This window comes from Pseudomonas sp. Root401 (assembly GCF_001425105.1).
Lineage (GTDB): Bacteria > Pseudomonadota > Gammaproteobacteria > Pseudomonadales > Pseudomonadaceae > Aquipseudomonas > Aquipseudomonas brassicacearum.
In genome coordinates this window covers 1-25,365 of sequence record NZ_LMDO01000010.1, presented here as the reverse complement: position 1 = coordinate 25,365, position 25,365 = coordinate 1, and the positions used below count along the sequence as shown (strand labels likewise).

Here is a 25,365-nt window from a genome sequence, read left to right as displayed (position 1 = left end):
TGGGTATCGGCTACAAGCGAATGTCAGCCGCCGCTACCACATCGATCCGCGATACCGCACTGCTCAGCCGCCCCAATCGGTTGTTGTGATTGGCGATGATCTGTTCAGCCGCCATGCTGCCGTTGTCCACCGTGGAGTGGGCATCGGCCGCCAGAACCACGTCATACCCCAGGGCATGGGCCTGGCGCACGGTAGCGTTGACGCAATAGTCGGTTTGCAGCCCACAGATCACCAGGCGGTCGATGCCTCGGGCCTGCAACAACGGTTGCAGGTCGGTCTGGTAGAAGGCATCGGCGGTGGTCTTGCGCACCCGCAGGTCATCGGCAGCGGTCAACAAATCGTCGGCCAGTTGCCAGGCCGCAGAACCATACGTCAGCGAGCCTTCCAACTCTTCGTGCTGGATCAGGATCACCGTCAAGCCCAGGGCCCGGGTTCTGGCCGCCAGCTCGTTGATGGTCCGGATGATGCGCTGGCTGTCGAAGCATTCCTCTTCGCCTGAGCACAGCGCGTTCTGGACATCGATGATCAGCAATGCGGTGTTCATGACCTTCCCTCTTCAAACGATATCGGAGCCGCGCGATGACTCAATACATGGAGTAAGTCGATGGGGTTGTTCACGAAGTCCGGTTCACCCAAGTAGCGGTTGCGATCCACATAGGCGTGGCGCATGTCTTCGATCTGATGGTGCATGCCCTGGGCCGAAGGGACCCCCAGGTCCTTCATCGGATAGCCGTCGAGGATGTTCATGATCTGGCACAGCACCACCCCGCCGGAACTGGGCGGCGGCGCCGAGATGATGTGGTAGCCGCGGTAATCGCACTCCACCGGGGCCAGTTCGCGGGTCTTGCACTTGTCCAGGTCGGCCTGGGTCGGGCAAAGGATTCGAACTTCATGAGTCGGTCTCTTCTTGTTTTAAGAATAGGGAGCGCATCAGGACACTTCAGTATGGCTTGGTTTGCGTAATGCGCCTGTTCTCCCGCCGACCGGGTGACGCCACGGCAGCCTTTGAGATAGGCTCCTGCGGTTGATCTTGACTGAATAAGGACATCGCCGATGACGCTACGAATCGAACGCACGGACACGCCCACCGACGAAGAACGCCAAGCCATCATCGCCCCGCTACGCGCCTATAACACCGCCAAGACCGGTGGGACGGTACCTGAACTGGTCGCGTGGCTGGTGCGGGACGAACAGGACGAAATTGTCGGTGGACTCTACGGCCGAGTGTTTTTCCGCTGGCTGTATATCGAGCTGCTGGTGGTGCCGGAACAAGCTCGGGGCCAGGGCACCGGCTCGACCCTGATGCAGATGGCCGAAGAACTGGCCCGGGAGAAAAACTGCGTGGGCATCTGGCTGGACACCTTCGACTTCCAGGCGCCGGAGTTCTACCGCAAACACGGCTTCACGGAAATCGGCCAGATCGACGACTACCCGCCAGGCCACCAGCACTTCTTCTTCCAGAAGCGCCTGACGCCTACAGATTGAAACGCAAACCCTGTGGGAGCGAGCTTGCTCGCGATCGGTCTATCTGCTTAAAGACACGTCGCCAACGCCGCCAACCGGCGCTTGGCCACGAAGTCGTCATGCTTGGCGTAATAACTCAACTCGGTGCCTGTCGCACCGGCATGCAGATCGACAAACGATTCGGCAGAGCGGGTGTAGACCGTCGAGCCGCCCTTCTTGCCCGGTTGCAGGTAGGCGCCGGCATCCACACCGAACACCGCTTCGTCCTGCCAGGAGAACTGCACGCACTGGGCCACGACCTGTTCGGGTTTGTCCGAGGTCAGGGTCTTGTAAGGGGCCTGGGTCCGGGCCTCGTTCATCGCCGAACCCGCGCAGCCGGCCAGCAAGGTTGCGGCCAGGGCCACGGTCAACATTCGCATTGCGTTCACTCATCAAGAAAAAAACGGACTGTAGCACTGCGGCCCGGGCCTTCGTGCTGCTTTACTGAAATTTACACGGGACATCGGCCTGCGATTCGCGCACCCTGTCGCGCCATTGCCACCAGCCACGCGGAACACCCCATGACCCCCAACGCCGAATTCTACAAACCCACCGCCGAATACGCCGACAAACTGATCAGCCAGATCGGCCAGACACCGTCCTGGATCGCCAAGCGCATCGGCGTCACCGACAAGCGGATTCGCTACATCCTCGACGGCGAACGCACCGTCAAGGGCGAAACCACGCCGATCCAGATGACCTACACCGAACAGTTCGCCCTCGAATGCCTGGCGGCTGCGGCCAAGGCCAGCAAGAAGCAGTCTGCATCCCCCAAGGAGTGACCATGGCGGCAACCGAACAGCAACACGAACGAGCCCTGGAAAGATTCCTCGACGAGCGCCCCGAGCTGCGCCTCGAGCTGGACCACCTCAACCCGCTGCTGGCCCAGGCCAAGGGCGAGACCGCCGCGCAATACCGCGCCGAACGGTTGCATGAAGCCTTCGAAGCCGAGGCCGAGCGCCTGGGCCTGTTTGCCTGGGAACTGACCCTGCAGCTGACCGCCGCCTCACCCCAGGACTACCAGGCCCAGCGCCTGGAGGTGCACAGGGAAGTGGCGGAGATGGCGGGGATGGAATGGGCGGAGTATTGCGAGTTGCATGGCCTCAAACCCCAGGACTGAGCACTTTCCCTGTGGCCTGTAGGAGCTGCCGAGCGAAGCGAGGCTGCGATCTTTTGATCTTTCGCTTGAGACTCAATTGAATTCGGAAAGATCGCAGCCTCGCTTCGCTCGACAGCTCCTACAACGCAATCGAGCAGGAGCATTCTTTAAATGCCCCTGAACCAAACAGGTCTCGCCCCTTCCCTGGCAATCGCCCCACCGCCCATAAAGCTTTATCATGGCCGCAGTTTTGCTGATCGGGTCTGTCATGAAGTTCGCCATCGCGCTGTTTTCCGCCGCCCATGCGCCCTCCTCGCGCCGTGCCTTGCTGTTTGCCCAGGCGGCGCTGGCGGGTGGGCATGAGATCGTGCGGCTGTTTTTCTATCAGGACGGCGTCTATAACGCCTGCGCCAGTGTCGTCACGCCTCAGGATGAACAAGACCTGCCCCAGCAGTGGCGAACCTTTGTCAGCGACAACCAGCTCGACGGCGTGGTCTGCATCGCGGCGGCGTTGCGCCGTGGGGTGTTGAACGAGGAAGAGGCCCAGCGCTACCAGCGTTCGGCGGCCAGTGTCGAGGCGCCCTGGGCCTTGTCCGGGCTGGGCCAGTTGCACGATGCGATCCAGGACGCCGACCGTTTGATCTGCTTTGGAGGCGCGTGATGGCCAAGTCTTTATTGCTCATCAGCCGCCAGGCCCCATGGTCCGGCCCCGGCGCCCGTGAAGCGCTGGACATCGTCCTGGCCGGCGGTGCGTTCGACCTGCCGATCGGCCTGCTGTTTCTCGATGACGGAGTGTTCCAGCTCACCGCCGGCCAAAACGCCAAGGCGGTCCAGCAAAAGGACCTGAGCGCCAACCTGCAGGCGTTGCCGATGTTCGGCGTCGAGGACCTGTTCCTCTGTGCCGACAGCGCCGCCGAACGGGGTATCGCCACTGATACCCTGGCACTGGGCGACGTGAAAGCACTGACCACGCCGCAAATCGCCGCGCTCATTGACCGTTACGACCAGGTGATCACCCTCTGATGTCGACTTTGCATGTGTTGTCTCATTCGCCCTTCGGCGATAACCGCCTCGCCAGTTGCCTGCGGGTACTGGGCAATCAGGATGCGCTGCTGCTGTGCGGCGACGCGACGTACGCGTTGCAACCGGGCAGCCCACCGTTTGAAGTGCTGCAGGCCGCTGGCGTGAACCTGTTCGTACTCGCCGAAGACCTCCAGGCCCGCGCCCTGGACACGCCAGACTGGGCCGAAGCCATCAACTACTCAGGTTTCGTCGAGCTGTCGATCGAGCACGACAAGGTCAACACCTGGTTATGAAGACGCTGAACGTGGGCGACCGCGCCATCGCGCTGGACAAGGACGGCTACCTGGCCGACCTTGACGACTGGTCGGCCGAGGTCGCCACGGCCCTGGCAACCGCCGAAGACATTGAGCTGAGCCCCGAACACTGGGAGATCCTCGAACTGCTGCGCGGCTTCTATGACGAATTCCAGCTCTCCCCCGCGACCCGGCCGCTGATCAAGTACACGGCACTGAAATTGGGCGCGGACAAAGGCAACAGCCTGCACCTGAACCGATTGTTCAAAGGCACTCCCGCCAAACTCGCCGCCAAGCTGGCGGGCCTGCCCAAACCGACGAATTGCTTATGACCGACTTCCCATCGCTGACCCTCGAGACCCCGGCCGAACACCCGTTCGCCCAGTTCGTGCGCATCCTTGGCAAAGGCAAGCGCGGCGCCCGCAACCTGACCCGCGAAGAAGCCCGCGAAGCCATGGGCCTGGTGCTCGACGAAAAGGTCGAGGACACCCAGCTTGGCGCCTTCCTGATGCTGCTGCGACACAAGGAAGAAAGTGCCGAGGAGATGGCCGGTTTCACTGAGGCTTTGCGTGAACGCCTGGTGGTCCCGGCGTTGGCGGTGGACCTCGACTGGCCGACCTACGCCGGCAAAAAACGCCATTTGCCGTGGTACCTGCTGGCGGCCAAGTGCCTTGGGCAGAACGGCGTGCGGATCTTCATGCACGGCGGCGGCGCTCACACGGCCGGCAGGCTCTACACCGAACAATTGCTGGGCTTGTTGCAGATCCCTCTGTGCCGGGATTGGCAGCAGGTCGGCAGCGCGCTGGACAACGGCGGCCTGGCCTTCATGCCGCTGGTGGACTGGGCGCCGCAGATGCAGCGGATGATTGACCTGCGCAACACCCTGGGCCTGCGCTCGCCGATCCACTCCCTGGCACGCATCCTCAACCCGCTGGCCGCCCGGTGCGGCTTGCAAAGCATCTTCCACCCGGGCTATCAGGCCGTGCACCGCGATGCCAGCGGCTTGCTCGGTGATACCGCCATCGTCATCAAGGGCGACGGCGGCGAGATCGAAATCAACCCGGACGCCGACAGCCACCTGTACGGCACCACCGGCGGCGTCAGTTGGGACGAAGAATGGCCGCGATTGGCCGAGCAGCGCCACGTCAAACCGGAAAGCCTCGATCCCGAGCACTTGAAGGCGATCTGGCGTGGCGACGTCGAGGACAGCTACCCACAACTGGCCCTGATCGCCACCATGGCCCTGGCCTTGCGTGGCCTGGGCCTGGCGCGCGAAGAAGCGTTCGACAAAGCCCGGCGGTATTGGGATGCCCGGGATCGTTCGATTTAACCGATCATTAGCGCCCAACCTTTGCGCTTTTACTTCGAACCTATAGGAATAGACTCGCCTCCAATGACTATTGAGCGAGGACATCCAGATGGGTTTGTTGGTCGAGGGCCGCTGGCAGGACCAGTGGTATGAAAGCAAGGACGGCACCTTCCAGCGCGAACAGGCGCAACGCCGCCGCTGGGTGACCGCCGACGGCGGCGCCGGCCCCTCGGGCGACAGCGGTTTTGCCGCCGAGGCCGGGCGCTACCATTTGTATGTCTCCCTGGCCTGTCCCTGGGCGCACCGCACGTTGATCTTGCGCAAGCTCAAGGGCCTGGAAGACTTGATCGATGTGTCGGTGGTCAGCTACCTGATGCTGGAAAACGGCTGGACCTTCGACAAGGCCCACGGCTCCACTGGCGACAAACTCGACAACCTGAGCTTCCTGCATCAGCGCTACACCGCCGACACGCCGGACTACACCGGCCGCGTCACCGTGCCGGTGCTGTGGGACAAACGCCAACAACGCATCGTCAACAATGAATCGGCGGAAATCATCCGCATGTTCAACAGTGCCTTCGACGGCTTGACCGGCAACGGCCTGGACCTTTATCCCGAACACCTGCGCCGCGATATCGACGCCTTGAACGAGCGGATCTACCCGGCGGTGAACAACGGTGTGTACCGGGCCGGATTCGCCACGACCCAAGCGGCCTATGAAGAAGCCTTCGACCGGTTATTTGCCGAGCTCGATTGGCTGGAGGCACTGCTGGGAACCCGCCGTTACCTGACTGGCGAATACCTGACCGAGGCGGATATTCGCCTATTCACTACGATCATCCGCTTCGACGCGGTGTACTTCGGCCACTTCAAATGCAACCTGCGGCGCATCGCCGATTATCCGAACCTGTCGAACTGGCTGCGGGAGTTGTACCAGTGGCCAGGCATTGCCGAGACCGTGGACTTCACCCACATCCAAGGCCATTACTACGGCAGCCACAAGACCATCAACCCCAATGGGATCGTGCCCAAGGGGCCGAAGCAGGACTTTACGGTCGCCCATGATCGGAGAAGGTTGAGTGGGGAAGGGATTTGGCAGCACCAATGAGATCGTTCCCACGCTCCGCGTGGGAATGCATCCGGTGACGCTCTGCGTCACTCCCAGAGCGGAACGCGGAGCGTCCCGGGCGGCGTTCCCACGCGGAGCGTGGGAACGATCAACAACGCGGTCTTCAGACCTGGCCTTGCGCCCCTTCAAACCACGCCAGCTTCTCGCGCAGTTGCACCACTTCCCCAACGATCACCAGGGTCGGCGCATGCACTTCGTGCTCGGCCACCAGCCGTGGCAAGTCCGCCAAAGTGCCGGTAAAGACCCGCTGGTTGGACGTCGTGCCCTGCTGAATCAACGCCGCTGGCGTATCCGCCGCACGGCCATGCTTGATCAGCTCGCTGCAGATCATCGGCAGGCCGACCAAGCCCATGTAGAACACCAGCGTCTGCGCCGGCGACACCAGGTCGGCCCATGGCAAGTCGCTGGTTCCGTCTTTGAGATGGCCGGTGATGAAACGCACCGATTGGGCGTAATCGCGATGGGTCAGCGGGATCCCGGCGTAGGCCGCGCAACCACTGGCCGCGGTGATGCCCGGGACGACCTGGAACGGGATGCCATGGGCCGCCAGTTCTTCGATCTCTTCGCCGCCGCGCCCGAAGATGAACGGATCGCCGCCCTTCAACCGCACCACACGCTTGCCTTGTCGGGCCAGGTCCACCAATTGCTGGTTGATCTGGTCCTGGGGTACGGCGTGTTCGGAGCGGCGCTTGCCGACGTAAATGCGCTCGGCGTCGCGCCGACACAGTTCCAGGATCGCCGGCGCCACCAGGCGGTCGTACAGCACCACGTCTGCCTGCTGCATCAAGCGCAAGGCGCGGAAGGTCAACAGGTCCGGATCGCCCGGCCCGGCCCCCACCAGATAAACTTCGCCCGGCGCGTTCGGCGCCTGGCCATCGATCTTTTCCCGCAGCAGGCGCTCGGCTTCAGCGCCCTGCCCGGCCAGTTGCCGGTCGGCGATAGGGCCCTGGAACACTTCTTCCCAGAACGCCCGTCGTTGCTGCACATCGGGAAACAAGCCTTTGACCTGGCTGCGAAAACGCGCCGCCAGCCCAGCCAACTGCCCGTAGGTCGACGGAATCCAGGTTTCCAGCTTGGCCCGGATCAGCCGCGCCAGCACCGGCGCATCGCCGCCGCTGGACACCGCGATCACCAAGGGTGAGCGGTCGACGATCGCCGGGAAGATCACGCTGCACAGCGCTGGCGCGTCCACCACGTTGACCGGCACGCAACGCTTATGAGCGTCTGCGGAGACCTGGGCATTGAGCGGTTCGTCGTCGGTGGCGGCGATGACCAAACCGCAGCCGTCCAGATCCGCCTCGACGTAACCACGCAGGATGCATTCACCGCCGCTGCCACTGACCAGTTCCCGCAACTGCGGTTCGATGTCGGGTGCGACCACCCGCAACAACGCGCCGGCATCGGCCAGCAGGCGGGACTTGCGCAAGGCAATCTCCCCGCCGCCGACCACCAGCACGCGGCTGCCGCGCAGGTTGTGGAACAGTGGCAAATAGTCCATTTAGCCGATGACCTCGATGCCGCCCATGTAGGGCTTCAACACTTCAGGCACACGGATCGAACCGTCAGCCTGCTGGTAGTTTTCCAGCACGGCCACCAGGGTACGACCCACCGCCAGGCCGGAGCCATTGAGGGTGTGGACCAGTTCCGGCTTGCCGGTTTCCGGGTTGCGGAAACGCGCCTGCATGCGGCGGGCCTGGAAGTCGCCACAGTTGGAGCACGAGGAAATCTCGCGGTACTTGTCCTGGCTCGGGATCCAGACTTCCAGGTCGTAGGTCTTGACCGCACTGAAGCCCATGTCGCCGGTGCACAGCGCCAGGGTGCGATACGGCAGTTCCAGCAGTTGCAGGACCTTCTCGGCGTTGGCGGTCAGGCTTTCCAGCGCTTCCATGGACTTCGAAGGCTCGACGATCTGCACCATCTCGACCTTGTCGAACTGGTGCTGGCGGATCATGCCGCGGGTGTCACGGCCCGATGCCCCGGCTTCACTGCGGAAGCACGGCGTGTGGGCGACGAACTTGATCGGCAGTTGCTTGGCGTCGACGATTTCGCCGGCCACGATGTTGGTCAGCGAGACTTCGGCGGTCGGGATCAGGTACAGGTCGGCTTCGCCTTCGCGGCTGATCTTGAACAGGTCTTCCTCGAACTTCGGCAACTGGCCGGTGCCTTGCAGCGCCGGGGCCTGGACCAGGTACGGCGTGTAGGCTTCTTCGTAGCCGTGCTCGGTGACGTGCAGGTTGATCATGAACTGCGCCAGGGCCCGGTGCAGACGGGCAATCGGCCCGCGCAGCAAGGCAAAACGGGCGCCCGACAGCTTGGCGGCGGTTTCGAAGTCGAGCCAGCCGAATTTCTCGCCCAGGGCCACGTGGTCCTGCACCGGGAAATCGAAGGCTGTCGGCGTGCCCCAACGGCGCACTTCGACGTTGCCCTCTTCGTCTTCACCGACCGGTACCGATTCGTGAGGCAGGTTCGGGATGCCCAGCAGGATCGAATCCAGCTCGGTCTGGATCGCGTCCAGCTCGACCTTGCCAGCGCTCAATTCGCCCGCCATGCGCTCGACATCGGCCATCAACGGCGCGATGTCTTCACCGCGCTGCTTGGCCTGGCCGATGGATTTGGAGCGCGCGTTACGTTCAGCCTGCAGGGCTTCGGTGCGGGTCTGGACGGTCTTGCGCTGTTCTTCCAGCGCTTCGATGCGCGCGACGTCCAGGGCGAAGCCACGGGATGCCAGGCGGTCCGCTACGTCCTGAAGGTTGCTACGTAACAGTTTGGAATCGAGCATGTCGGTCTCTCGTTATCAAAGTTTGGTCAGGGACAGGCCGGCCCAGGTGGCGAGCAGCCCGCCGAATACGCTGATGGCCGCATAGCCCAGGGCCAGCGGCACCTGCCCGCTTTCCAGCAGGCGCACCGTATCCAGTGAAAAGGATGAAAAAGTCGTCAGGCCGCCGAGAAAGCCAACCATCAGCCCGGCACGCACCTCGATGGGCACTTCCGGGCGAATCAAAAACAGACCGTATAGAACGCCGATCAGCAGACAGCCCACGATATTAACGGCCAGCGTCGCGGTATAGAAGTGCCGGGGCCAATTTGCATTGACCCAATTGCCGGTGGCGAAGCGCAACAACGTGCCGGCAACACCGCCGGCAGAGACTGCAAGAATCAAAGGGATCAAGGTTTTCTCCGCTGCCGTGGGCTCAGGCGATCCAGTTGCGCCAGGTGGTTGAGTTTCTCGCCGATCTTCAGCTCAAGGCCACGGGGGACCGGCTGGTAGAAGCGCTGGGGTTCGAGTTCATCGGGAAAATAGTCTTCGCCGGCGGCATAGGCGTCCGGCTCATCGTGGGCGTAACGGTATTCTTCGCCGTAGCCCAGCTGCTTCATGAGCTTGGTCGGCGCGTTGCGCAGGTGCAGCGGCACCTCGAGGGAACCATGCTCGGTAGCGCTGCGCATCGCCGCCTTGAAGCCCATGTACACGGCGTTGCTTTTCGGCGCGCAGGCCAGGTAGGTGATCGCCTGGGCCACGGCAAGCTCGCCTTCCGGGCTGCCGAGGCGCTCCTGCACGTCCCAGGCCGCCAGGCACAGGCTCAGCGCCCGTGGGTCGGCATTGCCGATATCTTCGCTGGCCATGCGCACCACCCGCCGCGCCAGGTACAGCGGATCGCAACCGCCGTCGATCATGCGCGCAAACCAGTACAAGGCCGCGTCGGGGTTGGAACCGCGGATGGATTTGTGCAACGCCGAAATCTGGTCGTAGAACGCCTCGCCACCCTTGTCGAAGCGCCGCCGGGTATCGCCCAGCAGGCTTTGCAGCAGCTCGACGCCGATCTCGCTGTCGTCTTCGGCCAGGTCCGAGGCGTTTTCCAGCAGGTTGAGCAAGCGCCGGCCATCGCCATCGGCGGCTGAAAACAGGATCTGGAAGCCTTCATCGCTGAGGCTCAAATGCCGCTTGCCCAGGCCGCGTTCCTCGGTCAGCGCGCGATGCACCAACTTGCGCATCGCCGCCTCGTCGAGGCTCTTGAGCACATAGACCCGCGCCCGCGACAGCAAGGCGTTGTTGAGTTCGAACGAGGGGTTTTCGGTGGTTGCGCCAATGAAAATCAGCGTGCCGTCTTCGACGTAGGGCAGGAATGCGTCCTGTTGGGACTTGTTGAAACGGTGGACTTCGTCGACGAACAGGATCGTGCGCTTGCCGTATTGCCCGGCCTGCTGTTTGGCCACTTCCACCGCCTGGCGGATCTCCTTGACCCCGGCCAGCACCGCCGACACCGTTTCGAAATGCGCGTCCGAGACTTCCGCCAGCAGTCGCGCCAGGGTGGTCTTGCCCACGCCCGGCGGGCCCCAGAAGATCATCGAGTGCAACGCACCCTGCTCCAAGGCCTCGCGCAGAGGCTTGCCGCGGGCGAGCACATGCTCCTGGCCGACGTACTCATCCAGGTTGGTCGCGCGCAGGCGGGCGGCCAATGGCTGGGCAATCGGGGCGCTTCGAAACAGGTCCATGATTACTACAAAACCTCCGCTGGGTCCTGATGCCGATTCTCTCTGCAGAAGCAGACCTGTGGGAGCAGACCTGTGGGAGCAAGGCTTGCCCGCGATTGCATCGCCTCGGTCTACCAGATACACCGAGGTGCCTGTATCGCGGGCAAGCCTTGCTCCCACAGACCAATTCCCACAGACCATTCCTACAGGCCATTTCCCACAGGGGGTCTTGGGTTTATTCCTGGATCACGTCCGCACCCTTGGGGATGTCGAACTTGAACTTGGACGCGGCGATCGGCTCGTTGGCCTTGACCCCGGTGAACAGGATATTGGTGCGCTGGCCGACACTGTCGATCAGCTGCATGTCGTTGACCAGGCCGTTACGGAACGACAGGCGCAGGCTGTCGAACAGGCTGTCCTTGGTCTTGGGCTTGAGGGTGAAGTCAATCACACCACCGGCCTCCTTGGAGGTGATCTCGAAGCTCTGGCTGATCTCGGAAATGTCACCGGAGAGCAGCAGCGCCGGCGTCTGGGTCAGGCGCTGGTCGAGGGTCTTGATGGTCACCTGCTCCAGGTCCGGGTCCCACAGGGAAACTTTCTTGCCGTCGGAGACCATCAGTTGCTCCGCTGGCGCATCGGTGTGCCAGTAGAACAGGCCTGGACGCTGCAGGGCCATGTCGCCAGCGGTTTCCTGCAACTGGGTACCACTGCCATCGAGGGTCAACTGGGAGAAACGCGCCGTCAGGGTCTGGGAGCCTCCCAGCAATTGGGTCAGGCGAGCCACGTCCTTTTCGCCGGCGTGGGCCGACAAAGTAGACAAGGCCAGTACGGGCAACAGCAACATGCGAATCAGGCGCATGGGAGTCCTCATGAAGTCGTGGGGGGCGAGCGGCGTGTCAGCAGGCCGCCCGGGTCGTTAGTCGCGCATCGGGCCCGGCGCCAGTACTTCGCGCGAGCCGTTGGTGTTCATGGCCGTCACCACCCCGGCCATTTCCATGGCTTCGATCATGCGGGCGGCGCGGTTGTAGCCAATCTTCAGCTTGCGCTGAACGGCAGAAATCGAGGCCCGACGGCTTTCCAGGACGAATTGCACCGCTTCGTCATAGAGCGCATCGGTTTCAGCATCGTCGTCACCGCCGCCGCTGCTGCCCTCGAAACCGCTGCCGGCTTCTTCGACACCGTTGAGGATGTCGTCGTTGTATTCAGGAGCGCCACGCAGTTTCCAGGCCTCCACCACGCGGTGCACTTCATCATCGGAGACGAACGCGCCATGCACACGGATCGGCAGGCTGGTGCCCGGCGGCATGTAGAGCATGTCACCGTGACCAAGCAGTTGCTCGGCGCCACCCTGGTCGATGATGGTCCGCGAGTCGATCTTGCTCGACACCTGGAACGCCATGCGGGTCGGGATGTTGGCCTTGATCAGGCCGGTGATCACGTCCACCGACGGCCGCTGTGTGGCGAGGATCAGGTGGATACCGGCCGCACGGGCCTTCTGGGCAATACGGGCGATCAGCTCTTCAACCTTCTTGCCGACGATCATCATCATGTCGGCGAATTCGTCCACCACCACCACGATGGTCGGCAGTTTGTGCAGCAGCGGCGCTTCGTCGTGGATATTCTCGCGGTGATACAGCGGGTCGCTCAACGGCGTACCGGCCTCTTCGGCTTCCTTGACCTTGGCATTGAAGCCCGACAGGTTGCGCACGCCCATCTTCGCCATCAGCTTGTAGCGGCGCTCCATCTCGGCGACGCTCCAGCGCAAGGCGTTGGCGGCGTCCTTCATGTCGGTGACCACCGGGCAGAGCAGGTGCGGGATGCCTTCGTAGATCGACAGCTCGAGCATTTTCGGGTCGATCATGATCAGCTTGGCGTCTTCGGGACCTGACTTGAACAGAATCGACAGGATCATCGCGTTCACGCCCACCGACTTACCGGAACCGGTGGTACCGGCCACCAGCAGGTGGGGCATTTTCGCCAGGTCGGTGATGACCGGCTTGCCGCCAATGTCATGGCCCAGGGCCAGGGTGACCGGCGACTTGTGGTTGTCGTACTCAGGCGTCGACAGCACTTCGGAGAAGCGCACGATCTGCCGGTCTTCGTTGGGAATCTCGATGCCCACGGTGGTCTTGCCGGGAATCACTTCCACCACCCGCACGCTGGTCACGGCCAGCGAACGCGCCAGGTCTTTGGCGAGGTTGGAGATGCGGCTGACCTTCACGCCGGCGGCCGGCTGGATTTCGTAGCGGGTGATCACTGGGCCCGGGTGGATCGAGTCCACCGAGACCTCGACACCGAACTCCTTGAGCTTGATCTCCAGCAAATGGCCGACGGCCGCCAGGGATTCGGGCGAGTAGTTGAGCTGTTTTTTCTCGGCCGGGTCCAGGATCGAGATCGGCGGCAAGGTGCCTTCCACCGCGCTGTCGACGAACAGCGGCGCCTGTTTCTCTTTCTGGACGCGCTTGCTCTGCTCCGGCGGCTTGGCCGGGGCCATGGTGATGACCGGCGGCACCTGCTTCTCGCGCTCGGACATGTGCTTGCTCAACGCCTGTTCACGCTCGATCAGGCGCTCCTTGACCTTGGCCTGCTCGCGCTTGTCCGGCGTCGTCGGGGCCACCACGTCGTGGACGCGGTCGTCGACTTCACGCAGTTGCGCCACCAGTTGCTTGCGCTCGGTGCGTGCCGCCCACCAGCGGTTCATGGCGCCCTGGATCAGTTCGATAAGGTCGAGGGTGATCTTGCCGGTGACGTCCATGACCTTGAACCATGACAGGTCGGTGAACACCGTCAGGCCGAACAGGAACAGGGCGATGAACAGCAGCGTGCTGCCCTGGATGTTCAGGGCGTTCCTGGCCAGGTCGCCAAGGCTTTCCCCCAGCGCCCCGCCCGCCCCGGCCGGCAAGCCGGTGGGCGCGTGGAAATGGATATGGGCCAGCGCGGCCCCCGACAACACCAGGAACACCAGGCCGATCAGGCGCCAGGAGAACAGCCAGCCACTCCACTGCCACGGCTCGTGGCGCTGGCGGAAGATCTGGTAGGCCTTGATCGCCAGCAGCAGCGGGAAGATGTAGGCGAAATAGCCCAGCACCATGAACAGGATGTCGGCGCTGTAGGAACCGGCCGGACCGCCGAAATTCTGCACGTCGTCGATCTTGCTGTTATGGCTCCAGCCCGGATCGTCCTTGCCGTAGGTCAGCAGGGCCATCATCAGGAACAGGCACAGGGCGCCGATGGCGATCAACGCACCTTCCTTGAGCCGGTAGTGCAATTGCTGGCGCCAGAGCGGAACGACTGGTTTGGGTGCTGCGGTGGATTTCTTCAAAACGCTTCTTTTCCTGCGCCAACGGCGCGTCCATCTGTTGAATGACTATAAAAAACTGCCCATGACGAGCAGGTAAAAAAGTGAATGTGCACAACCGGTACTACTTTTACCACTGTGAGGTGCATCCAGAAAACCGCAGGTGTTGCCGAAGATTTTGATCTTTAGCCCATCCTGCGTTCAAAACTCAAGCATTGTACGGTTTTGTCCGCGCCAAGGCATTGCCTGACAGCATAGCCGGATACAGGGTGTACACGCGCCAATTGGACCATGCATTCTCTTTTGTGACAAAGGCTTATGAGGTGTTTTTTATGAGCGAAGTGAAGCATTCACGCCTGATCATTCTCGGTTCCGGCCCTGCGGGGTACAGCGCTGCCGTCTATGCTGCCCGCGCCAACCTCAAACCCGTTGTCATTACCGGCCTGCAGGCCGGTGGCCAGCTCACCACCACGGTGGAAGTCGATAACTGGCCCGGCGACGTCGAAGGCCTGACGGGCCCGGTACTGATGGAACGCATGCAACGGCACGCCGAGCGCTTCGACACGCAGATCGTCTACGACCATGTCCACACCGCCAAGTTGCAACAGCGCCCATTCGAATTGATCGGCGACAGCGGCACCTACACCTGCGATGCGCTGATCATTGCCACCGGTGCCTCGGCCCAATACCTGGGGCTGCCTTCGGAAGAAAGCTTCGCCGGCAAGGGGGTTTCGGCGTGTGCGACCTGCGATGGCTTTTTCTATCGCAACCAGGTCGTGGCCGTGGTCGGCGGCGGCAATACCGCGGTCGAGGAAGCCCTGTACCTGTCGAACATCGCCAAGGAAGTGCACCTGATCCATCGTCGCGACAAGCTGCGTTCAGAGAAGATCCTGCAGGACAAACTCTTCGAAAAGGCCGCCAGCGGCAATATCAAGCTGCACTGGAACCAGAACCTGGATGAAGTCCTGGGCGACGCCAGCGGCGTGACTGGCGCGCGCCTGCGCCACAGCGAGACCGGCGAAACCAGCACCCTGTCCCTGGCCGGCGTGTTCATTGCCATCGGCCATAAACCCAATACCGAGCTGTTCCAGGACCAGTTGAAGATGCGTGACGGCTACCTGATCGTGCGCGGCGGCAGCGAAGGCAACGCCACCGCGACCGATATCGAAGGCGTGTTCGCCGCCGGCGATGTGGCCGACCACGTCTATCGCCAGGCAATTACCTCCGCAGGCGCCGGCTGCATGGCCGCACTCGACGCAGAGAAGTATCTCGATGACATCCCTGCCGTTTGACGGTTAACCTTCCAGGCGGGCGCTCGCTGATGGACGAGGCCCGCCACCTGCCGCCCTCCCCTTCTACTAAGCCGGATACCAATGCTGACCTGGTTACAACGCAACACCTTCGAGTTCCCGCCCCTGGCAAAAGCCATGCGCGATCCCAACGGGTTATTGGCCGCCGGCGGCGATCTATCGGCCGACCGGCTGATCCAGGCCTATCGCCACGGTTGCTTCCCATGGTTTTCCGAGGGGCAGCCGATCCTCTGGTGGTCACCGGACCCGCGCACGGTGCTGTTTCCCGACGAACTGCACATATCCCGCAGCCTGGGCAAACTGCTGCGCAAGCAGCGCTATGAAGTAACGTTCGATCGGGATTTTGCTGCGGTCATCCAGGCCTGTGCCGCGCCGCGGGACTATGCCGAGGGCACCTGGATCACCGACGCCATGCAAACCGCTTATCTGGAACTGCACCGCCGCGGTTTCGCCCATTCGGTGGAAGTGTGGGACCAAGGGGCGTTGGTAGGCGGCCTGTATGGCTTGGCCATGGGCCAGCTGTTTTTTGGCGAGTCCATGTTCAGCCGGGCCGACAATGCGTCGAAATTCGGCTTCGCGAAGCTGGTCCAACATCTCAAGACCGCCGGTTTCGTGCTGATCGACTGCCAGATGCCCACCGAGCATCTGCACAGCCTGGGCGCCCGCTCGATTCCACGGACTGAGTTTGCTGGCTATCTCAAGGCCCATCTGGATCAACCCAACCACGCAACCTGGGTTTGCTGAGCGACATTCGCGCTCGTGGCTTACACTTAAATTTAAAAGCTTATCCGAGGGTTGATCATGACCGAGTTGGCGCGCTTGAAGTTCTATGCCACTCAGCCCCACTCTTGCAGTTATCTGCCGGAGGAGCAGGCCACGACGCTGTTCCTCGACCCTAGCCAGCCCATGGATGTGCATGTCTACGCAGACCTGTCGGAAATGGGCTTTCGTCGTAGTGGCGACCACCTCTACCGGCCCCATTGCCAGCATTGCAACGCCTGCGTCCCGGCGCGCATCCCTGTGGCGCAATTTTTGCCCAATCGTCAGCAGAAACGCATTTTCAAGCGCAACGCCGACCTTCAGGTCCGCCCGGCCAAGCCGCAGTTCACCGAAGAGTATTTCGACCTGTACCAGCGCTACATCGAACAACGCCATGCCGATGGCGACATGTACCCGCCCAGTCGCGATCAGTTCTCGACCTTCCTGGTGCGTGACCTGCCGTTTTCCCGCTTCTACGAGTTCCGACTGGACGGGCGCCTGGTCGCCATCGCCGTCACGGACCTGCTGCCCAATGGGCTTTCGGCGGTGTACACCTTCTACGAGCCGGACGAAGAACGGCGCAGCCTGGGGCGGTTTGCCATCCTCTGGCAAATCAACGAAGCCCGGCGCCTGGGACTGGAAGCGGTGTACCTGGGCTACTGGATCAAGAACTGCAAGAAAATGAACTACAAGACCCAATATCGCCCCATTGAACTGCTGATTAACCAGCGGTGGGTTGTCCTGAGTTAGATCCCTTCGGCTTAAAAGCTAGAACCCCTTGGCTTGACCCCCCTTTTTCGGGCACAATGCACGCCGCTTTTGCCTGGCGCAGTTGCACCGGGCCATTCACTGGATACCGAGGGCTTTACTGCATGTCGAAAGAAGACAGCTTCGAAATGGAAGGCACTGTCGTCGACACCCTGCCCAACACCATGTTTCGTGTGGAGTTGGAAAATGGGCACGTCGTAACCGCGCATATCTCCGGCAAGATGCGCAAGAACTACATTCGTATTCTTACCGGTGACAAAGTGCGCGTCGAGCTGACGCCCTATGACTTGAGCAAAGGGCGCATCACTTACCGCGCTCGCTAACAAGTCAATACAAAACGCCCGGCTGATGCCGGGCGTTTTTGTTTGTGGGAGCCAAGCTTGCTCGCGATAGCGGTGGGTCAGCTTGCATAAGTGCCAAATGGGCCGCCGCCATCGCGAGCAAGCTTGGCTCCCACAGGTAATTGGCGGTGAGACTCAATCTTGTGCCTTGCCCAAGACAACTGTGGGAGCGAGCTTGCTCGCGATAGCGGTGGGTCAGCACGCATCGATGCCGAATGGGCCGACACCATCGCGAGCAAGCTCGCTCCCACAGGGGATTGGCGGTGAAACATAATCTTGCCATGCCCACAACAGGGTATGGTGCGGGCATGGAATAGCAAAAAGGCGCCTTTCGGCGCCTTTTGCTGTGTTGCGACTAACGGTCAGGCCATTTCGGCCGTGGTTTCGAAGTCGAAGGTCAGTTCGCCGTCCTTGATGTCGATGTGCACCACACCGCCATGCTCGGCCAGTTCGCCAAAGAGGATTTCCTCGGCCAGCGGACGCTTGATCTTGTCCTGGATCAAGCGAGCCATCGGCCGCGCCCCCATCGTCACATCGTAACCACCTTCTGCCAGCCAACTGCGGGCCGCATCGGTGACTTCCAGCAATACACGCTTGTCCTCGAGCTGCGCCTGAAGTTCGGTAAGGAACTTGTCCACCACGCTCTTGATGACCTCATGACTGAGGCGACCAAACTGGATAATGGTGTCCAGGCGGTTGCGGAACTCAGGCGTGAAGCTCTTCTTGATCACTTCCATCGCATCGGACGAGTGGTCCTGATGGGTGAAACCGATCGAAGCGCGAGCCGCGGTTTCGGCACCGGCGTTCGTGGTCATGATGATGATCACGTTGCGGAAGTCCGCCTTGCGCCCGTTGTTATCGGTGAGCGTACCGTGGTCCATGACCTGCAGGAGCAGGTTGAAGACTTCCGGATGCGCCTTCTCGATTTCATCGAGCAACAATACGCAGTGTGGCTGCTTGGTGATGGCTTCGGTCAGCAGGCCGCCCTGGTCGAAACCGACATAGCCTGGAGGCGCACCGATCAGACGCGATACGGTGTGGCGCTCCATGTACTCGGACATGTCGAAGCGAACCAGCTCGATACCCATTGCCTTGGCCAGTTGCCGCGCGGCCTCGGTCTTGCCCACACCGGTAGGACCGGCGAACAGGAACGAACCCACTGGCTTGTCTGGCGACTTGAGACCGGCGCGGGACAGCTTGATGGCGGTCGACAACGAGTCGATGGCGGCATCCTGGCCGAACACCGTCAGCTTCAGGTCACGTTCCAGGTTACGCAGCAGTTCCTTGTCGGAACTGGTGACGTGCTTAGGCGGAATCCGCGCGATTTTCGCCACGATGTCCTCGACCTGAGGCACTTCGATACGTTTGACGCGTTTCTCCACCGGTTGCAGGCGCTGGTAGGCACCCGCTTCGTCGATGACGTCGATGGCCTTGTCCGGCATGTGCCGGTCGTTGATGTAACGCGAGGCCAGCTCAGCCGCCGCGCGCAGGGCTTCATCACTGTATTCGATGTTGTGGTGCAGCTCGAAACGCCCTTTCAGGCCGCGCAGGATGCCAATGGTGTCTTCCACCGAAGGCTCCGACACATCGACCTTCTGGAAACGCCGGGCCAGGGCACGGTCTTTCTCGAAGATCCCGCGGAACTCCTGGAACGTGGTCGAGCCGATGCAACGGATATCACCCGACGACAGCAATGGCTTGAGCAGGTTCGACGCATCCATGACCCCACCCGACGCCGCCCCGGCACCAATAATGGTGTGGATTTCGTCAATGAACAGGATCGCTTGCGGACGTTTTTTCAACTCGCCGAGCAACGCCTTGAAGCGTTTCTCGAAATCACCGCGGTATTTGGTACCGGCCAGCAAGGCACCCAGGTCGAGGGAATACACCACGCTGTTGGCCAGCAGATCCGGCACCTGGTTGTCGACGATACGCTTGGCCAGGCCTTCGGCGATTGCGGTCTTGCCCACGCCCGCCTCGCCCACCAGCAATGGGTTGTTCTTGCGACGCCGAGCCAGGATCTGCGCAACGCGCTCGACCTCAGCCTCGCGTCCGACCAGTGGATCTATGCGTCCCTGGCGTGCCAGCTCATTCAGATTGCTGGCATAGGCGTCCAGTGGATTGCCCGAAGAAGAAGACTCACCGCCCTCGTCGTCCTGCATATCCTGCTCACCCTCGGAATGATCGCCATGCCCCGGCACCTTGGAGATGCCATGGGCGATGTAGTTGACGACATCGATACGCGCAACGCTCTGCTGCTTGAGCAGGAACACCGCCTGGCTTTCCTGCTCGCTGAAGATGGCAACCAGCACGTTGGCGCCGGTGACTTCACGCTTGCCCGAGCTCTGTACGTGGAAGACAGCACGCTGCAGGACACGCTGGAAGCCCAGGGTTGGCTGGGTTTCGCGATCCTCGTCATGAACGGGGATCAGTGGCGTGGTGGAGTCGATGAACTCCTGCAGATCATGCTTGAGTTTATCGAGGTTCGCGCCGCAGGCACGCAAAACGGTGGCGGCAGCCTCGTTATCCAATAGGGCCAGCAGCAGGTGTTCGACGGTCATGAACTCATGACGCTTCGAACGAGCCTCCTTGAAGGCAAGATTGAGGGTGACTTCGAGCTCGCGGTTTAACATAGCTTCACCTCATACCCAAGTGGTCGGCGTTAACCGTCCTTCTCGATTTCACAGAGTAGCGGATGCTGGCTTTCCCGGGCGTACTGGTTGACCTGCATGGCCTTCGTCTCGGCGATGTCGCGGGTAAACACTCCACATACTGCCCGTCCCTCTGTATGGACGGCCAGCATGACCTTGGTCGCCAGCTCGCGATTCAGGTTAAAAAACACCTCGAGCACTTCGACGACGAAATCCATCGGTGTGTAGTCATCGTTGAACAAAACCACCTTGTACATCGGTGGCGCCTGTAATGCAGGCTTTGCTTCCTGAACAGCAATGCCTGCGGAATCGTCGTCGTGTAGATCCGGGCGATCCTGATTGAATGTTAGTCGAATCTGGCTGACTGCATGCATGGAAAGAAAGGTTCGTTTAGTTGGCGAATACAGTGATGGGGGCGCTTGTGGGCGATTTCAACCACGACCACCCGGCCACCTTGACTATCGGCAAAACGGTGTTACAACCAATAGAGCCCATCGTGGGTTAAAAAGGTCCGTGGAATCTATCCTTACTTCAAGATTAGCCTGCGGATGGACTGGATGATACTCCAGTGATGGAGTGCGTTGCAGAGGGAAATGGGTTATGTCGGTCGTCAAGATGAATGGCAAGGTGAAATGGTTCAACAACGCCAAGGGCTACGGGTTCATTATCGCGGCCGGCAGGGATGATGAAGACCTTTTCGCCCATTACTCGGCCATCAACATGGAAGGCTATAAAACCCTGAAGGCCGGACAGCCTGTGACGTTTGACGTCATCCAGGGACCCAAGGGCCTGCACGCGGTCAACATCAGGGTTGTCACCGTCGAAGAAACGCCAGCCCCTGTCCAGGTCAGGGTCACCGAGACCCATTGACCGGCCGCCGCACCGGACAAATGAAAATGCCCGGTTCGATCACTCGAGCCGGGCATTCGCGCTGAGCGCCGATCCGCTTACATGTGCGAGATCAGGGCATCACCGAAGCCCGAAGACGACACCAGCTTGGCGCCCTCCATCAGGCGTTCGAAGTCATAGGTCACGGTCTTGGCCGAAATCGCGCCGTTGGTGCCCTTGATGATCAGGTCGGCCGCTTCGGTCCAACCCATGTGACGCAGCATCATTTCCGCCGACAGGATCAGCGAGCCCGGGTTGACCTGGTCCTTGCCGGCATACTTGGGTGCGGTACCGTGGGTGGCTTCGAACATTGCCACGGTGTCGGACAGGTTGGCACCTGGCGCAATACCGATACCGCCCACTTCCGCCGCCAGGGCGTCGGACAGGTAGTCACCGTTCAGGTTCAGGGTGGCGATCACGTCATATTCGGCCGGACGCAGCAGGATCTGCTGCAACATCGCATCGGCGATGGCGTCCTTGACGACGACATTCTTGCCGGTCTTCGGATTCTTGAACTGCATCCACGGCCCGCCGTCGAGCAGGGTTGCGCCAAACTCCTCGGCCGCCACTTCGTAGGCCCATTCCTTGAAGGCACCTTCGGTGAACTTCATGATGTTGCCTTTATGCACGATGGTCAGCGAATCGCGGTCGTTGTCGACAACATATTGCAAGGCCTTGCGAGCCAGGCGCTGGGTACCCTGCTTGGAAACCGGCTTGATGCCAATGCCGCAGTCCTCGTCGAAACGGATCTTGGTCACGCCCATTTCTTCTTTCAGGAACTTGATGACCTTGGTGGCTTCGGCCGAACCGGCCTTCCACTCGATGCCAGCGTAGATGTCCTCGGAGTTCTCGCGGAAGATGGTCATGTCCACGTCGCCAGGCTTCTTGACCGGGCTTGGCACGCCTTCGAACCAGCGCACCGGACGCAGGCACACGTACAGGTCGAGCTGCTGGCGCAGGGCCACGTTCAGCGAACGGATACCACCGCCCACCGGCGTGGTCAGCGGGCCCTTGATGGAAACCACGTAATCCTTGACCGCGTCCAGGGTTTCCTGGGGCAGCCAGGTGTCCTGGTCGTAGACTTGAGTCGCTTTCTCACCGGCATAGACTTCCATCCAGGAAATCTTGCGCTTGCCGCCATAGGCCTTCTGAACCGCAGCGTCCACAACCTTGATCATGACCGGACTGATATCGACGCCAATGCCGTCGCCTTCAATGAAGGGGATGATCGGGTTGTCGGGAACATTAAGAGAATGGTCTGCATTGACGGTGATTTTGTCACCGACGGCTGGAACCTGAATCTTTTGATACCCCATGCTGAACTCCGTTGCTTGGATTGAACATCTGGCTGCGTTCGAGCGTACCCCACTTGAATCGGCGCGCAAACCCTACGTTAGGCTCATCCGGGGGAAAGCGTTGCAGTTCGCGATGTACAATCCTGAAAACCAAGGGAAAAGCGCCAAACATGAGCATAGCCTGCTCCTTGGGTACTGCGACGTTTAGACCAATGGACGTGTACGGAAGTCTATGAACCATCGGCAGATTGCCAGCTACCTATGTATAATGCCGCCGCTGACCACAGGGTCACACTGGCTGAGTGCTCTATCACAGGTCTTTCCGCCAGTTTAAAAGCCGGACCGTTACCGCGGCCCAACCGCTTGACGCTCGACTGATGCACCCAACATCACCGCGAAGAAACCTCGACATTCGGTTCACGGATGACTTTGAACGAACGCGCTTACCCGGCGCCCCTCGAGTTTCTGCGCATGCTTTAGCAAAGAAGAGAGTTAATCCGAATATGCCCACCCGCTCGAAGATCATCTATACCTTCACCGACGAAGCGCCCGCCCTCGCCACCTACTCGCTGCTGCCGATCGTCGAAGCCTTTACCGCTTCGGCCGATATCGCCGTGGAAACCCGCGATATCTCCCTCGCAGGGCGCATCCTGGCCAGCTTCCCCGAGCAACTGGGTGACAAAGCCGTAGCCGACCACCTCGCCGAACTGGGCGACCTGGCCGTTACGCCTGAAGCCAATATCATCAAGCTGCCGAACATCAGCGCCTCGGTGCCGCAACTGCAGGCTGCGATCAAGGAATTGCAGGCCCAGGGCTACGCACTGCCGGACTACCCGGAAACCGTGAGCAGCGACGCCGAGAAAGACGCTCGCGCCCGCTACGACAAGATCAAGGGCAGCGCCGTGAACCCGGTCCTGCGCGAAGGCAACTCCGACCGTCGCGCACCGCTGTCGGTCAAGAACTACGCCCGCAAGCACCCGCACAAAATGGGCGCCTGGGCAGCCGACTCCAAGTCCCATGTAGCCCACATGAGCACCGGCGATTTCTACGGCAGCGAAAAAGCCGCCCTGATCGACGCCGCCGGCAGCGTGAAAATCGAGCTGATCGCCCAGGACGGCACTGCCACTGTCCTGAAGGAAAAAACCACCGTACAAGCCGGTGAGATCCTCGACTGCGCCGTGATGAGCAAAAACGCCCTGCGCGACTTCATCGCCGCTGAAATCGAAGACGCCAAGCAAAAAGGCGTCCTGCTGTCGGTTCACCTCAAAGCCACCATGATGAAGGTCTCCGACCCGATCATGTTCGGCCAGATCGTTGCCGAGTTCTATAAAGACGCCCTGGCCAAGCACGCCCAAGTGCTGGAGCAGATCGGCTTCAACCTGAACAACGGCATCGGCGACCTGTACGCCCGCATCAAGGCCCTGCCGGCCGAGCAGCAGGCGCAGATCGAAGCTGACATCCAGGCGGTCTACGCGGCACGCCCATCCCTGGCGATGGTCAACTCCGACAAAGGCATCACCAACCTGCACGTGCCGAGCGACGTCATCGTCGACGCCTCGATGCCGGCCATGATCCGTGACTCCGGCAAGATGTGGGGCACCGACGGCCAGCTGCACGACACCAAGGCCGTGATCCCGGATCGCTGCTACGCCACCATCTACCAGGCGGTGATCGAAGACTGCAAGCAACACGGCGCCTTCGACCCAACCACCATGGGCAGCGTGCCGAACGTTGGCCTGATGGCCAAGAAAGCCGAAGAGTACGGCTCCCACGACAAGACCTTCCAGATCAAGGTCGACGGCGTGGTCCGTGTTTCGGACAACAACGGTCGCACCCTGCTGGAGCAGAGCGTCGAAGCTGGCGACATCTTCCGCATGTGCCAGACCAAAGACGCGCCGATCCAGGACTGGGTCAAACTGGCCGTCAACCGCGCCCGCGCCAGCAGCACCCCGGCGATCTTCTGGCTGGACCCGATGCGCGCCCATGACGGCGTCGTGATCGAGAAGGTCCAGACTTACCTGAAGGACTACGACACTGCCGGCCTGGACATCCGCATCATGTCGCCGGTCGACGCGATGAAGTTCACCCTGGCCCGCACCCGCGAAGGCAAGGACACCATCTCGGTGACCGGCAACGTACTGCGCGACTACCTGACCGACCTGTTCCCGATCATGGAACTGGGCACCAGCGCCAAGATGCTGTCGATCGTGCCGCTGATGAACGGCGGTGGCCTGTTCGAAACCGGCGCTGGCGGCTCGGCACCCAAGCATGTGCAGCAGTTGCTGGAAGAAAATTTCCTGCGCTGGGATTCCCTGGGCGAGTTCCTGGCCCTGGCCGCGTCCCTCGAGCACCTGGGCGTGACCTACAACAACCCGAAAGCACTGGTGCTGGCCAAGACCCTGGACCAGGCTACCGGTGAGTTCCTGGACCGCAACAAGTCGCCTTCGCGCAAGGTCGGCGGCATCGACAACCGCGGCAGCCACTTCTACCTGACCCTGTTCTGGGCCCAGGCACTGGCCGCCCAGGACGACGACGCAGCCCTCAAGGCTCAGTTCGCTTCCCTGGCCAAGACATTGACCGACAACGAAGAAAAAATCGTTGCCGAACTCAATGCCGTCCAAGGCAAGCCCGTGGACATCGGCGGTTACTACTTCGCCAACCCGGAGCTGACCAGCAAGGCCATGCGCCCGAGCAACACCTTCAACGCGGCGATTGCTGCGCTGGTGTAAGGTTGTAGGCAGTACCACCAACCCCGGCCTAGTGCCGGGGTTTGTGTTTCTGGCATTTAGAACCCTCCCCTGCGAGCTTGCTCGCGATTGCAATTCATCATTCAATTCAAATATTGACTGACCCGCCGCTATCGCGAGCAAGCTCGCTCCCACAATAAGATCGGGGTACGGTCGGAGAGATAGGCCGGCTGCTAGGCCGCCTCGCGAGCAAGCTTTGCTCCCACAGATCTGACAGGTGTATGACCAGGAGAACCAGGCCGGCCGTTAGGCCGCCTCGCTTTTGATCTTGATCTGGGGCGCCCCGTTAACGACGATGGCCGAACGCAGGCATTGCGCAGTGGGCCCACGGAGCAATGCCTGCGTTCGGGCATGCCGAGCCTAAGCGAGGCACCGAGTGGTGCCCCCGGTGTCAGGATAGTTGTCGCCTCTCCGGATTTACCCCCAAAAGCACACCGAGGGCGGAAAGAGACAGGTTGTGACGTACTATTCACGCGAACGTA

At 61.3% G+C, this 25,365-nt stretch carries 26 protein-coding genes and 1 pseudogene; 15 read left to right on the top strand and 12 right to left on the bottom strand.

Annotated elements, in window-relative coordinates; all coding sequences use genetic code 11:
- Positions 1-10: 10 nt before the first annotated feature.
- The gene (locus ASC85_RS08970; protein WP_057449048.1) at positions 11-544 is read right to left on the bottom strand and encodes a cysteine hydrolase family protein; all 534 of its coding nucleotides are present in this window, start codon (positions 542-544) and stop codon (positions 11-13) included.
- Between the two features lie 59 nt (positions 545-603).
- Positions 604-870: pseudogene (locus tag ASC85_RS08965) on the bottom strand (gamma-glutamyltransferase); the annotation flags it as partial.
- A gap of 183 nt (positions 871-1,053) precedes the next feature.
- Between ASC85_RS08965 and ASC85_RS08960 the strand changes: the two are divergent.
- A complete protein-coding gene (locus ASC85_RS08960; RefSeq protein ID WP_057449046.1) occupies positions 1,054-1,485 on the top strand; it encodes a GNAT family N-acetyltransferase in 432 nt (143 codons plus the stop codon).
- 47 nt (positions 1,486-1,532) lie between these two features.
- Here ASC85_RS08960 and ASC85_RS08955 read toward each other — a convergent pair whose 3' ends face one another.
- Positions 1,533-1,883, bottom strand: coding sequence for a hypothetical protein (locus ASC85_RS08955; RefSeq protein WP_013693699.1), 351 nt, complete (start codon positions 1,881-1,883; stop codon positions 1,533-1,535).
- A gap of 141 nt (positions 1,884-2,024) precedes the next feature.
- Here ASC85_RS08955 and ASC85_RS08950 point away from each other — a divergent pair, with 141 nt between their 5' ends.
- From ASC85_RS08950 to ASC85_RS08915, 8 genes are all read left to right on the top strand, one after another.
- On the top strand, positions 2,025-2,285 hold the full coding sequence (locus ASC85_RS08950) for a hypothetical protein (protein ID WP_014337702.1): 261 nt from the start codon (positions 2,025-2,027) through the stop codon (positions 2,283-2,285).
- Between the two features lie 2 nt (positions 2,286-2,287).
- Positions 2,288-2,623 (top strand): DUF6388 family protein, encoded by a 336-nt coding sequence (locus ASC85_RS08945; RefSeq protein WP_057449045.1) that lies wholly within the window; start codon positions 2,288-2,290, stop codon positions 2,621-2,623.
- A gap of 247 nt (positions 2,624-2,870) precedes the next feature.
- Positions 2,871-3,263, top strand: a complete 393-nt coding sequence (tusD, locus tag ASC85_RS08940; protein ID WP_013693700.1) for a sulfurtransferase complex subunit TusD — start codon at positions 2,871-2,873, stop codon at positions 3,261-3,263.
- Entirely contained in the window at positions 3,263-3,625 is a 363-nt protein-coding gene (gene tusC / locus ASC85_RS08935; protein ID WP_057449044.1) for a sulfurtransferase complex subunit TusC, read from the top strand. The genes tusD and tusC overlap by 1 nt, the downstream gene beginning before the upstream one ends.
- Positions 3,625-3,918, top strand: a complete 294-nt coding sequence (gene tusB / locus ASC85_RS08930; RefSeq protein ID WP_003203312.1) for a sulfurtransferase complex subunit TusB — start codon at positions 3,625-3,627, stop codon at positions 3,916-3,918. The genes tusC and tusB overlap by 1 nt, the downstream gene beginning before the upstream one ends.
- Entirely contained in the window at positions 3,915-4,250 is a 336-nt protein-coding gene (locus ASC85_RS08925) for a TusE/DsrC/DsvC family sulfur relay protein (RefSeq protein WP_057449043.1), read from the top strand. The genes tusB and ASC85_RS08925 overlap by 4 nt, the downstream gene beginning before the upstream one ends.
- Positions 4,247-5,248, top strand: coding sequence for a glycosyl transferase family protein (locus ASC85_RS08920; protein ID WP_057449042.1), 1,002 nt, complete (start codon positions 4,247-4,249; stop codon positions 5,246-5,248). The genes ASC85_RS08925 and ASC85_RS08920 overlap by 4 nt, the downstream gene beginning before the upstream one ends.
- Before the next feature lie 88 nt (positions 5,249-5,336).
- Positions 5,337-6,335: a glutathione S-transferase family protein gene (locus ASC85_RS08915; RefSeq protein ID WP_057449041.1), complete on the top strand. Its 999-nt coding sequence runs from the start codon at positions 5,337-5,339 to the stop codon at positions 6,333-6,335.
- A 124-nt stretch (positions 6,336-6,459) separates the two neighbouring features.
- Here the strand turns inward: ASC85_RS08915 and cysG are convergent, their stop codons facing one another.
- The 6 genes from cysG to ASC85_RS08885 form a co-directional block, all read right to left on the bottom strand.
- A complete protein-coding gene (gene cysG / locus ASC85_RS08910) occupies positions 6,460-7,854 on the bottom strand; it encodes a siroheme synthase CysG (protein ID WP_014337696.1) in 1,395 nt (464 codons plus the stop codon).
- Entirely contained in the window at positions 7,855-9,135 is a 1,281-nt protein-coding gene (serS, locus tag ASC85_RS08905; RefSeq protein WP_057449040.1) for a serine--tRNA ligase, read from the bottom strand. It abuts the gene before it with no gap.
- A gap of 15 nt (positions 9,136-9,150) precedes the next feature.
- A complete protein-coding gene (gene crcB / locus ASC85_RS08900; RefSeq protein ID WP_014337695.1) occupies positions 9,151-9,525 on the bottom strand; it encodes a fluoride efflux transporter CrcB in 375 nt (124 codons plus the stop codon).
- The gene (locus tag ASC85_RS08895) at positions 9,522-10,847 is read right to left on the bottom strand and encodes a replication-associated recombination protein A (protein WP_003203328.1); all 1,326 of its coding nucleotides are present in this window, start codon (positions 10,845-10,847) and stop codon (positions 9,522-9,524) included. The genes crcB and ASC85_RS08895 overlap by 4 nt, the downstream gene beginning before the upstream one ends.
- Positions 10,848-11,061: 214 nt before the next feature.
- Positions 11,062-11,685, bottom strand: a complete 624-nt coding sequence (lolA, locus tag ASC85_RS08890; RefSeq protein WP_003203330.1) for an outer membrane lipoprotein chaperone LolA — start codon at positions 11,683-11,685, stop codon at positions 11,062-11,064.
- A gap of 57 nt (positions 11,686-11,742) precedes the next feature.
- Positions 11,743-14,148 carry a DNA translocase FtsK gene (locus ASC85_RS08885; protein ID WP_057449039.1) on the bottom strand — a complete coding sequence of 802 codons (2,406 nt, stop codon included), beginning with the start codon at positions 14,146-14,148 and terminating at the stop codon, positions 11,743-11,745.
- 308 nt (positions 14,149-14,456) lie between these two features.
- Here ASC85_RS08885 and trxB point away from each other — a divergent pair, with 308 nt between their 5' ends.
- The 4 genes from trxB (at position 14,457) to infA (ending at position 17,284) form a co-directional block, all read left to right on the top strand.
- Positions 14,457-15,416 (top strand): thioredoxin-disulfide reductase, encoded by a 960-nt coding sequence (gene trxB, locus ASC85_RS08880; RefSeq protein ID WP_057449038.1) that lies wholly within the window; start codon positions 14,457-14,459, stop codon positions 15,414-15,416.
- 81 nt (positions 15,417-15,497) lie between these two features.
- Positions 15,498-16,178 (top strand): leucyl/phenylalanyl-tRNA--protein transferase, encoded by a 681-nt coding sequence (gene aat, locus ASC85_RS08875; RefSeq protein WP_057449037.1) that lies wholly within the window; start codon positions 15,498-15,500, stop codon positions 16,176-16,178.
- A gap of 57 nt (positions 16,179-16,235) precedes the next feature.
- Positions 16,236-16,943 carry an arginyltransferase gene (locus ASC85_RS08870; protein WP_014337689.1) on the top strand — a complete coding sequence of 236 codons (708 nt, stop codon included), beginning with the start codon at positions 16,236-16,238 and terminating at the stop codon, positions 16,941-16,943.
- Between the two features lie 122 nt (positions 16,944-17,065).
- Positions 17,066-17,284, top strand: a complete 219-nt coding sequence (infA, locus tag ASC85_RS08865; protein WP_002553999.1) for a translation initiation factor IF-1 — start codon at positions 17,066-17,068, stop codon at positions 17,282-17,284.
- A gap of 380 nt (positions 17,285-17,664) precedes the next feature.
- Here infA and clpA read toward each other — a convergent pair whose 3' ends face one another.
- The gene (clpA, locus tag ASC85_RS08860; RefSeq protein WP_003203340.1) at positions 17,665-19,935 is read right to left on the bottom strand and encodes an ATP-dependent Clp protease ATP-binding subunit ClpA; all 2,271 of its coding nucleotides are present in this window, start codon (positions 19,933-19,935) and stop codon (positions 17,665-17,667) included.
- A 29-nt stretch (positions 19,936-19,964) separates the two neighbouring features.
- A complete protein-coding gene (clpS, locus tag ASC85_RS08855; protein WP_003180089.1) occupies positions 19,965-20,327 on the bottom strand; it encodes an ATP-dependent Clp protease adapter ClpS in 363 nt (120 codons plus the stop codon).
- 226 nt (positions 20,328-20,553) lie between these two features.
- Between clpS and ASC85_RS08850 the strand changes: the two genes are divergently transcribed.
- The gene (locus tag ASC85_RS08850; protein ID WP_003203343.1) at positions 20,554-20,823 is read left to right on the top strand and encodes a cold shock domain-containing protein; all 270 of its coding nucleotides are present in this window, start codon (positions 20,554-20,556) and stop codon (positions 20,821-20,823) included.
- Positions 20,824-20,900: 77 nt separating this feature from the next.
- On the opposite strand, the gene icd is transcribed toward ASC85_RS08850, so the two are convergent.
- Entirely contained in the window at positions 20,901-22,157 is a 1,257-nt protein-coding gene (gene icd, locus ASC85_RS08845; RefSeq protein WP_003203344.1) for an NADP-dependent isocitrate dehydrogenase, read from the bottom strand.
- A 482-nt stretch (positions 22,158-22,639) separates the two neighbouring features.
- On the opposite strand from icd, the gene ASC85_RS08835 reads away from it, so the two are divergent.
- A complete protein-coding gene (locus tag ASC85_RS08835; RefSeq protein WP_046064957.1) occupies positions 22,640-24,865 on the top strand; it encodes an NADP-dependent isocitrate dehydrogenase in 2,226 nt (741 codons plus the stop codon).
- The last annotated feature ends 500 nt before the right edge of the window (positions 24,866-25,365 follow it).

Coding starts and splice junctions, on each gene's coding strand:
- ASC85_RS08970 (WP_057449048.1), bottom strand. CDS start 544: ATGAACACCGCATTGCTGATCATCGATGTCCAGAACGCGCTGTGCTCA.
- ASC85_RS08960 (WP_057449046.1), top strand. CDS start 1,054: ATGACGCTACGAATCGAACGCACGGACACGCCCACCGACGAAGAACGC.
- ASC85_RS08955 (WP_013693699.1), bottom strand. CDS start 1,883: ATGCGAATGTTGACCGTGGCCCTGGCCGCAACCTTGCTGGCCGGCTGC.
- ASC85_RS08950 (WP_014337702.1), top strand. CDS start 2,025: ATGACCCCCAACGCCGAATTCTACAAACCCACCGCCGAATACGCCGAC.
- ASC85_RS08945 (WP_057449045.1), top strand. CDS start 2,288: ATGGCGGCAACCGAACAGCAACACGAACGAGCCCTGGAAAGATTCCTC.
- tusD (WP_013693700.1), top strand. CDS start 2,871: ATGAAGTTCGCCATCGCGCTGTTTTCCGCCGCCCATGCGCCCTCCTCG.
- tusC (WP_057449044.1), top strand. CDS start 3,263: ATGGCCAAGTCTTTATTGCTCATCAGCCGCCAGGCCCCATGGTCCGGC.
- tusB (WP_003203312.1), top strand. CDS start 3,625: ATGTCGACTTTGCATGTGTTGTCTCATTCGCCCTTCGGCGATAACCGC.
- ASC85_RS08925 (WP_057449043.1), top strand. CDS start 3,915: ATGAAGACGCTGAACGTGGGCGACCGCGCCATCGCGCTGGACAAGGAC.
- ASC85_RS08920 (WP_057449042.1), top strand. CDS start 4,247: ATGACCGACTTCCCATCGCTGACCCTCGAGACCCCGGCCGAACACCCG.
- ASC85_RS08915 (WP_057449041.1), top strand. CDS start 5,337: ATGGGTTTGTTGGTCGAGGGCCGCTGGCAGGACCAGTGGTATGAAAGC.
- cysG (WP_014337696.1), bottom strand. CDS start 7,854: ATGGACTATTTGCCACTGTTCCACAACCTGCGCGGCAGCCGCGTGCTG.
- serS (WP_057449040.1), bottom strand. CDS start 9,135: ATGCTCGATTCCAAACTGTTACGTAGCAACCTTCAGGACGTAGCGGAC.
- ASC85_RS08895 (WP_003203328.1), bottom strand. CDS start 10,847: ATGGACCTGTTTCGAAGCGCCCCGATTGCCCAGCCATTGGCCGCCCGC.
- lolA (WP_003203330.1), bottom strand. CDS start 11,685: ATGCGCCTGATTCGCATGTTGCTGTTGCCCGTACTGGCCTTGTCTACT.
- trxB (WP_057449038.1), top strand. CDS start 14,457: ATGAGCGAAGTGAAGCATTCACGCCTGATCATTCTCGGTTCCGGCCCT.
- aat (WP_057449037.1), top strand. CDS start 15,498: ATGCTGACCTGGTTACAACGCAACACCTTCGAGTTCCCGCCCCTGGCA.
- ASC85_RS08870 (WP_014337689.1), top strand. CDS start 16,236: ATGACCGAGTTGGCGCGCTTGAAGTTCTATGCCACTCAGCCCCACTCT.
- infA (WP_002553999.1), top strand. CDS start 17,066: ATGTCGAAAGAAGACAGCTTCGAAATGGAAGGCACTGTCGTCGACACC.
- clpA (WP_003203340.1), bottom strand. CDS start 19,935: ATGTTAAACCGCGAGCTCGAAGTCACCCTCAATCTTGCCTTCAAGGAG.
- clpS (WP_003180089.1), bottom strand. CDS start 20,327: ATGCATGCAGTCAGCCAGATTCGACTAACATTCAATCAGGATCGCCCG.
- ASC85_RS08850 (WP_003203343.1), top strand. CDS start 20,554: ATGTCGGTCGTCAAGATGAATGGCAAGGTGAAATGGTTCAACAACGCC.
- icd (WP_003203344.1), bottom strand. CDS start 22,157: ATGGGGTATCAAAAGATTCAGGTTCCAGCCGTCGGTGACAAAATCACC.
- ASC85_RS08835 (WP_046064957.1), top strand. CDS start 22,640: ATGCCCACCCGCTCGAAGATCATCTATACCTTCACCGACGAAGCGCCC.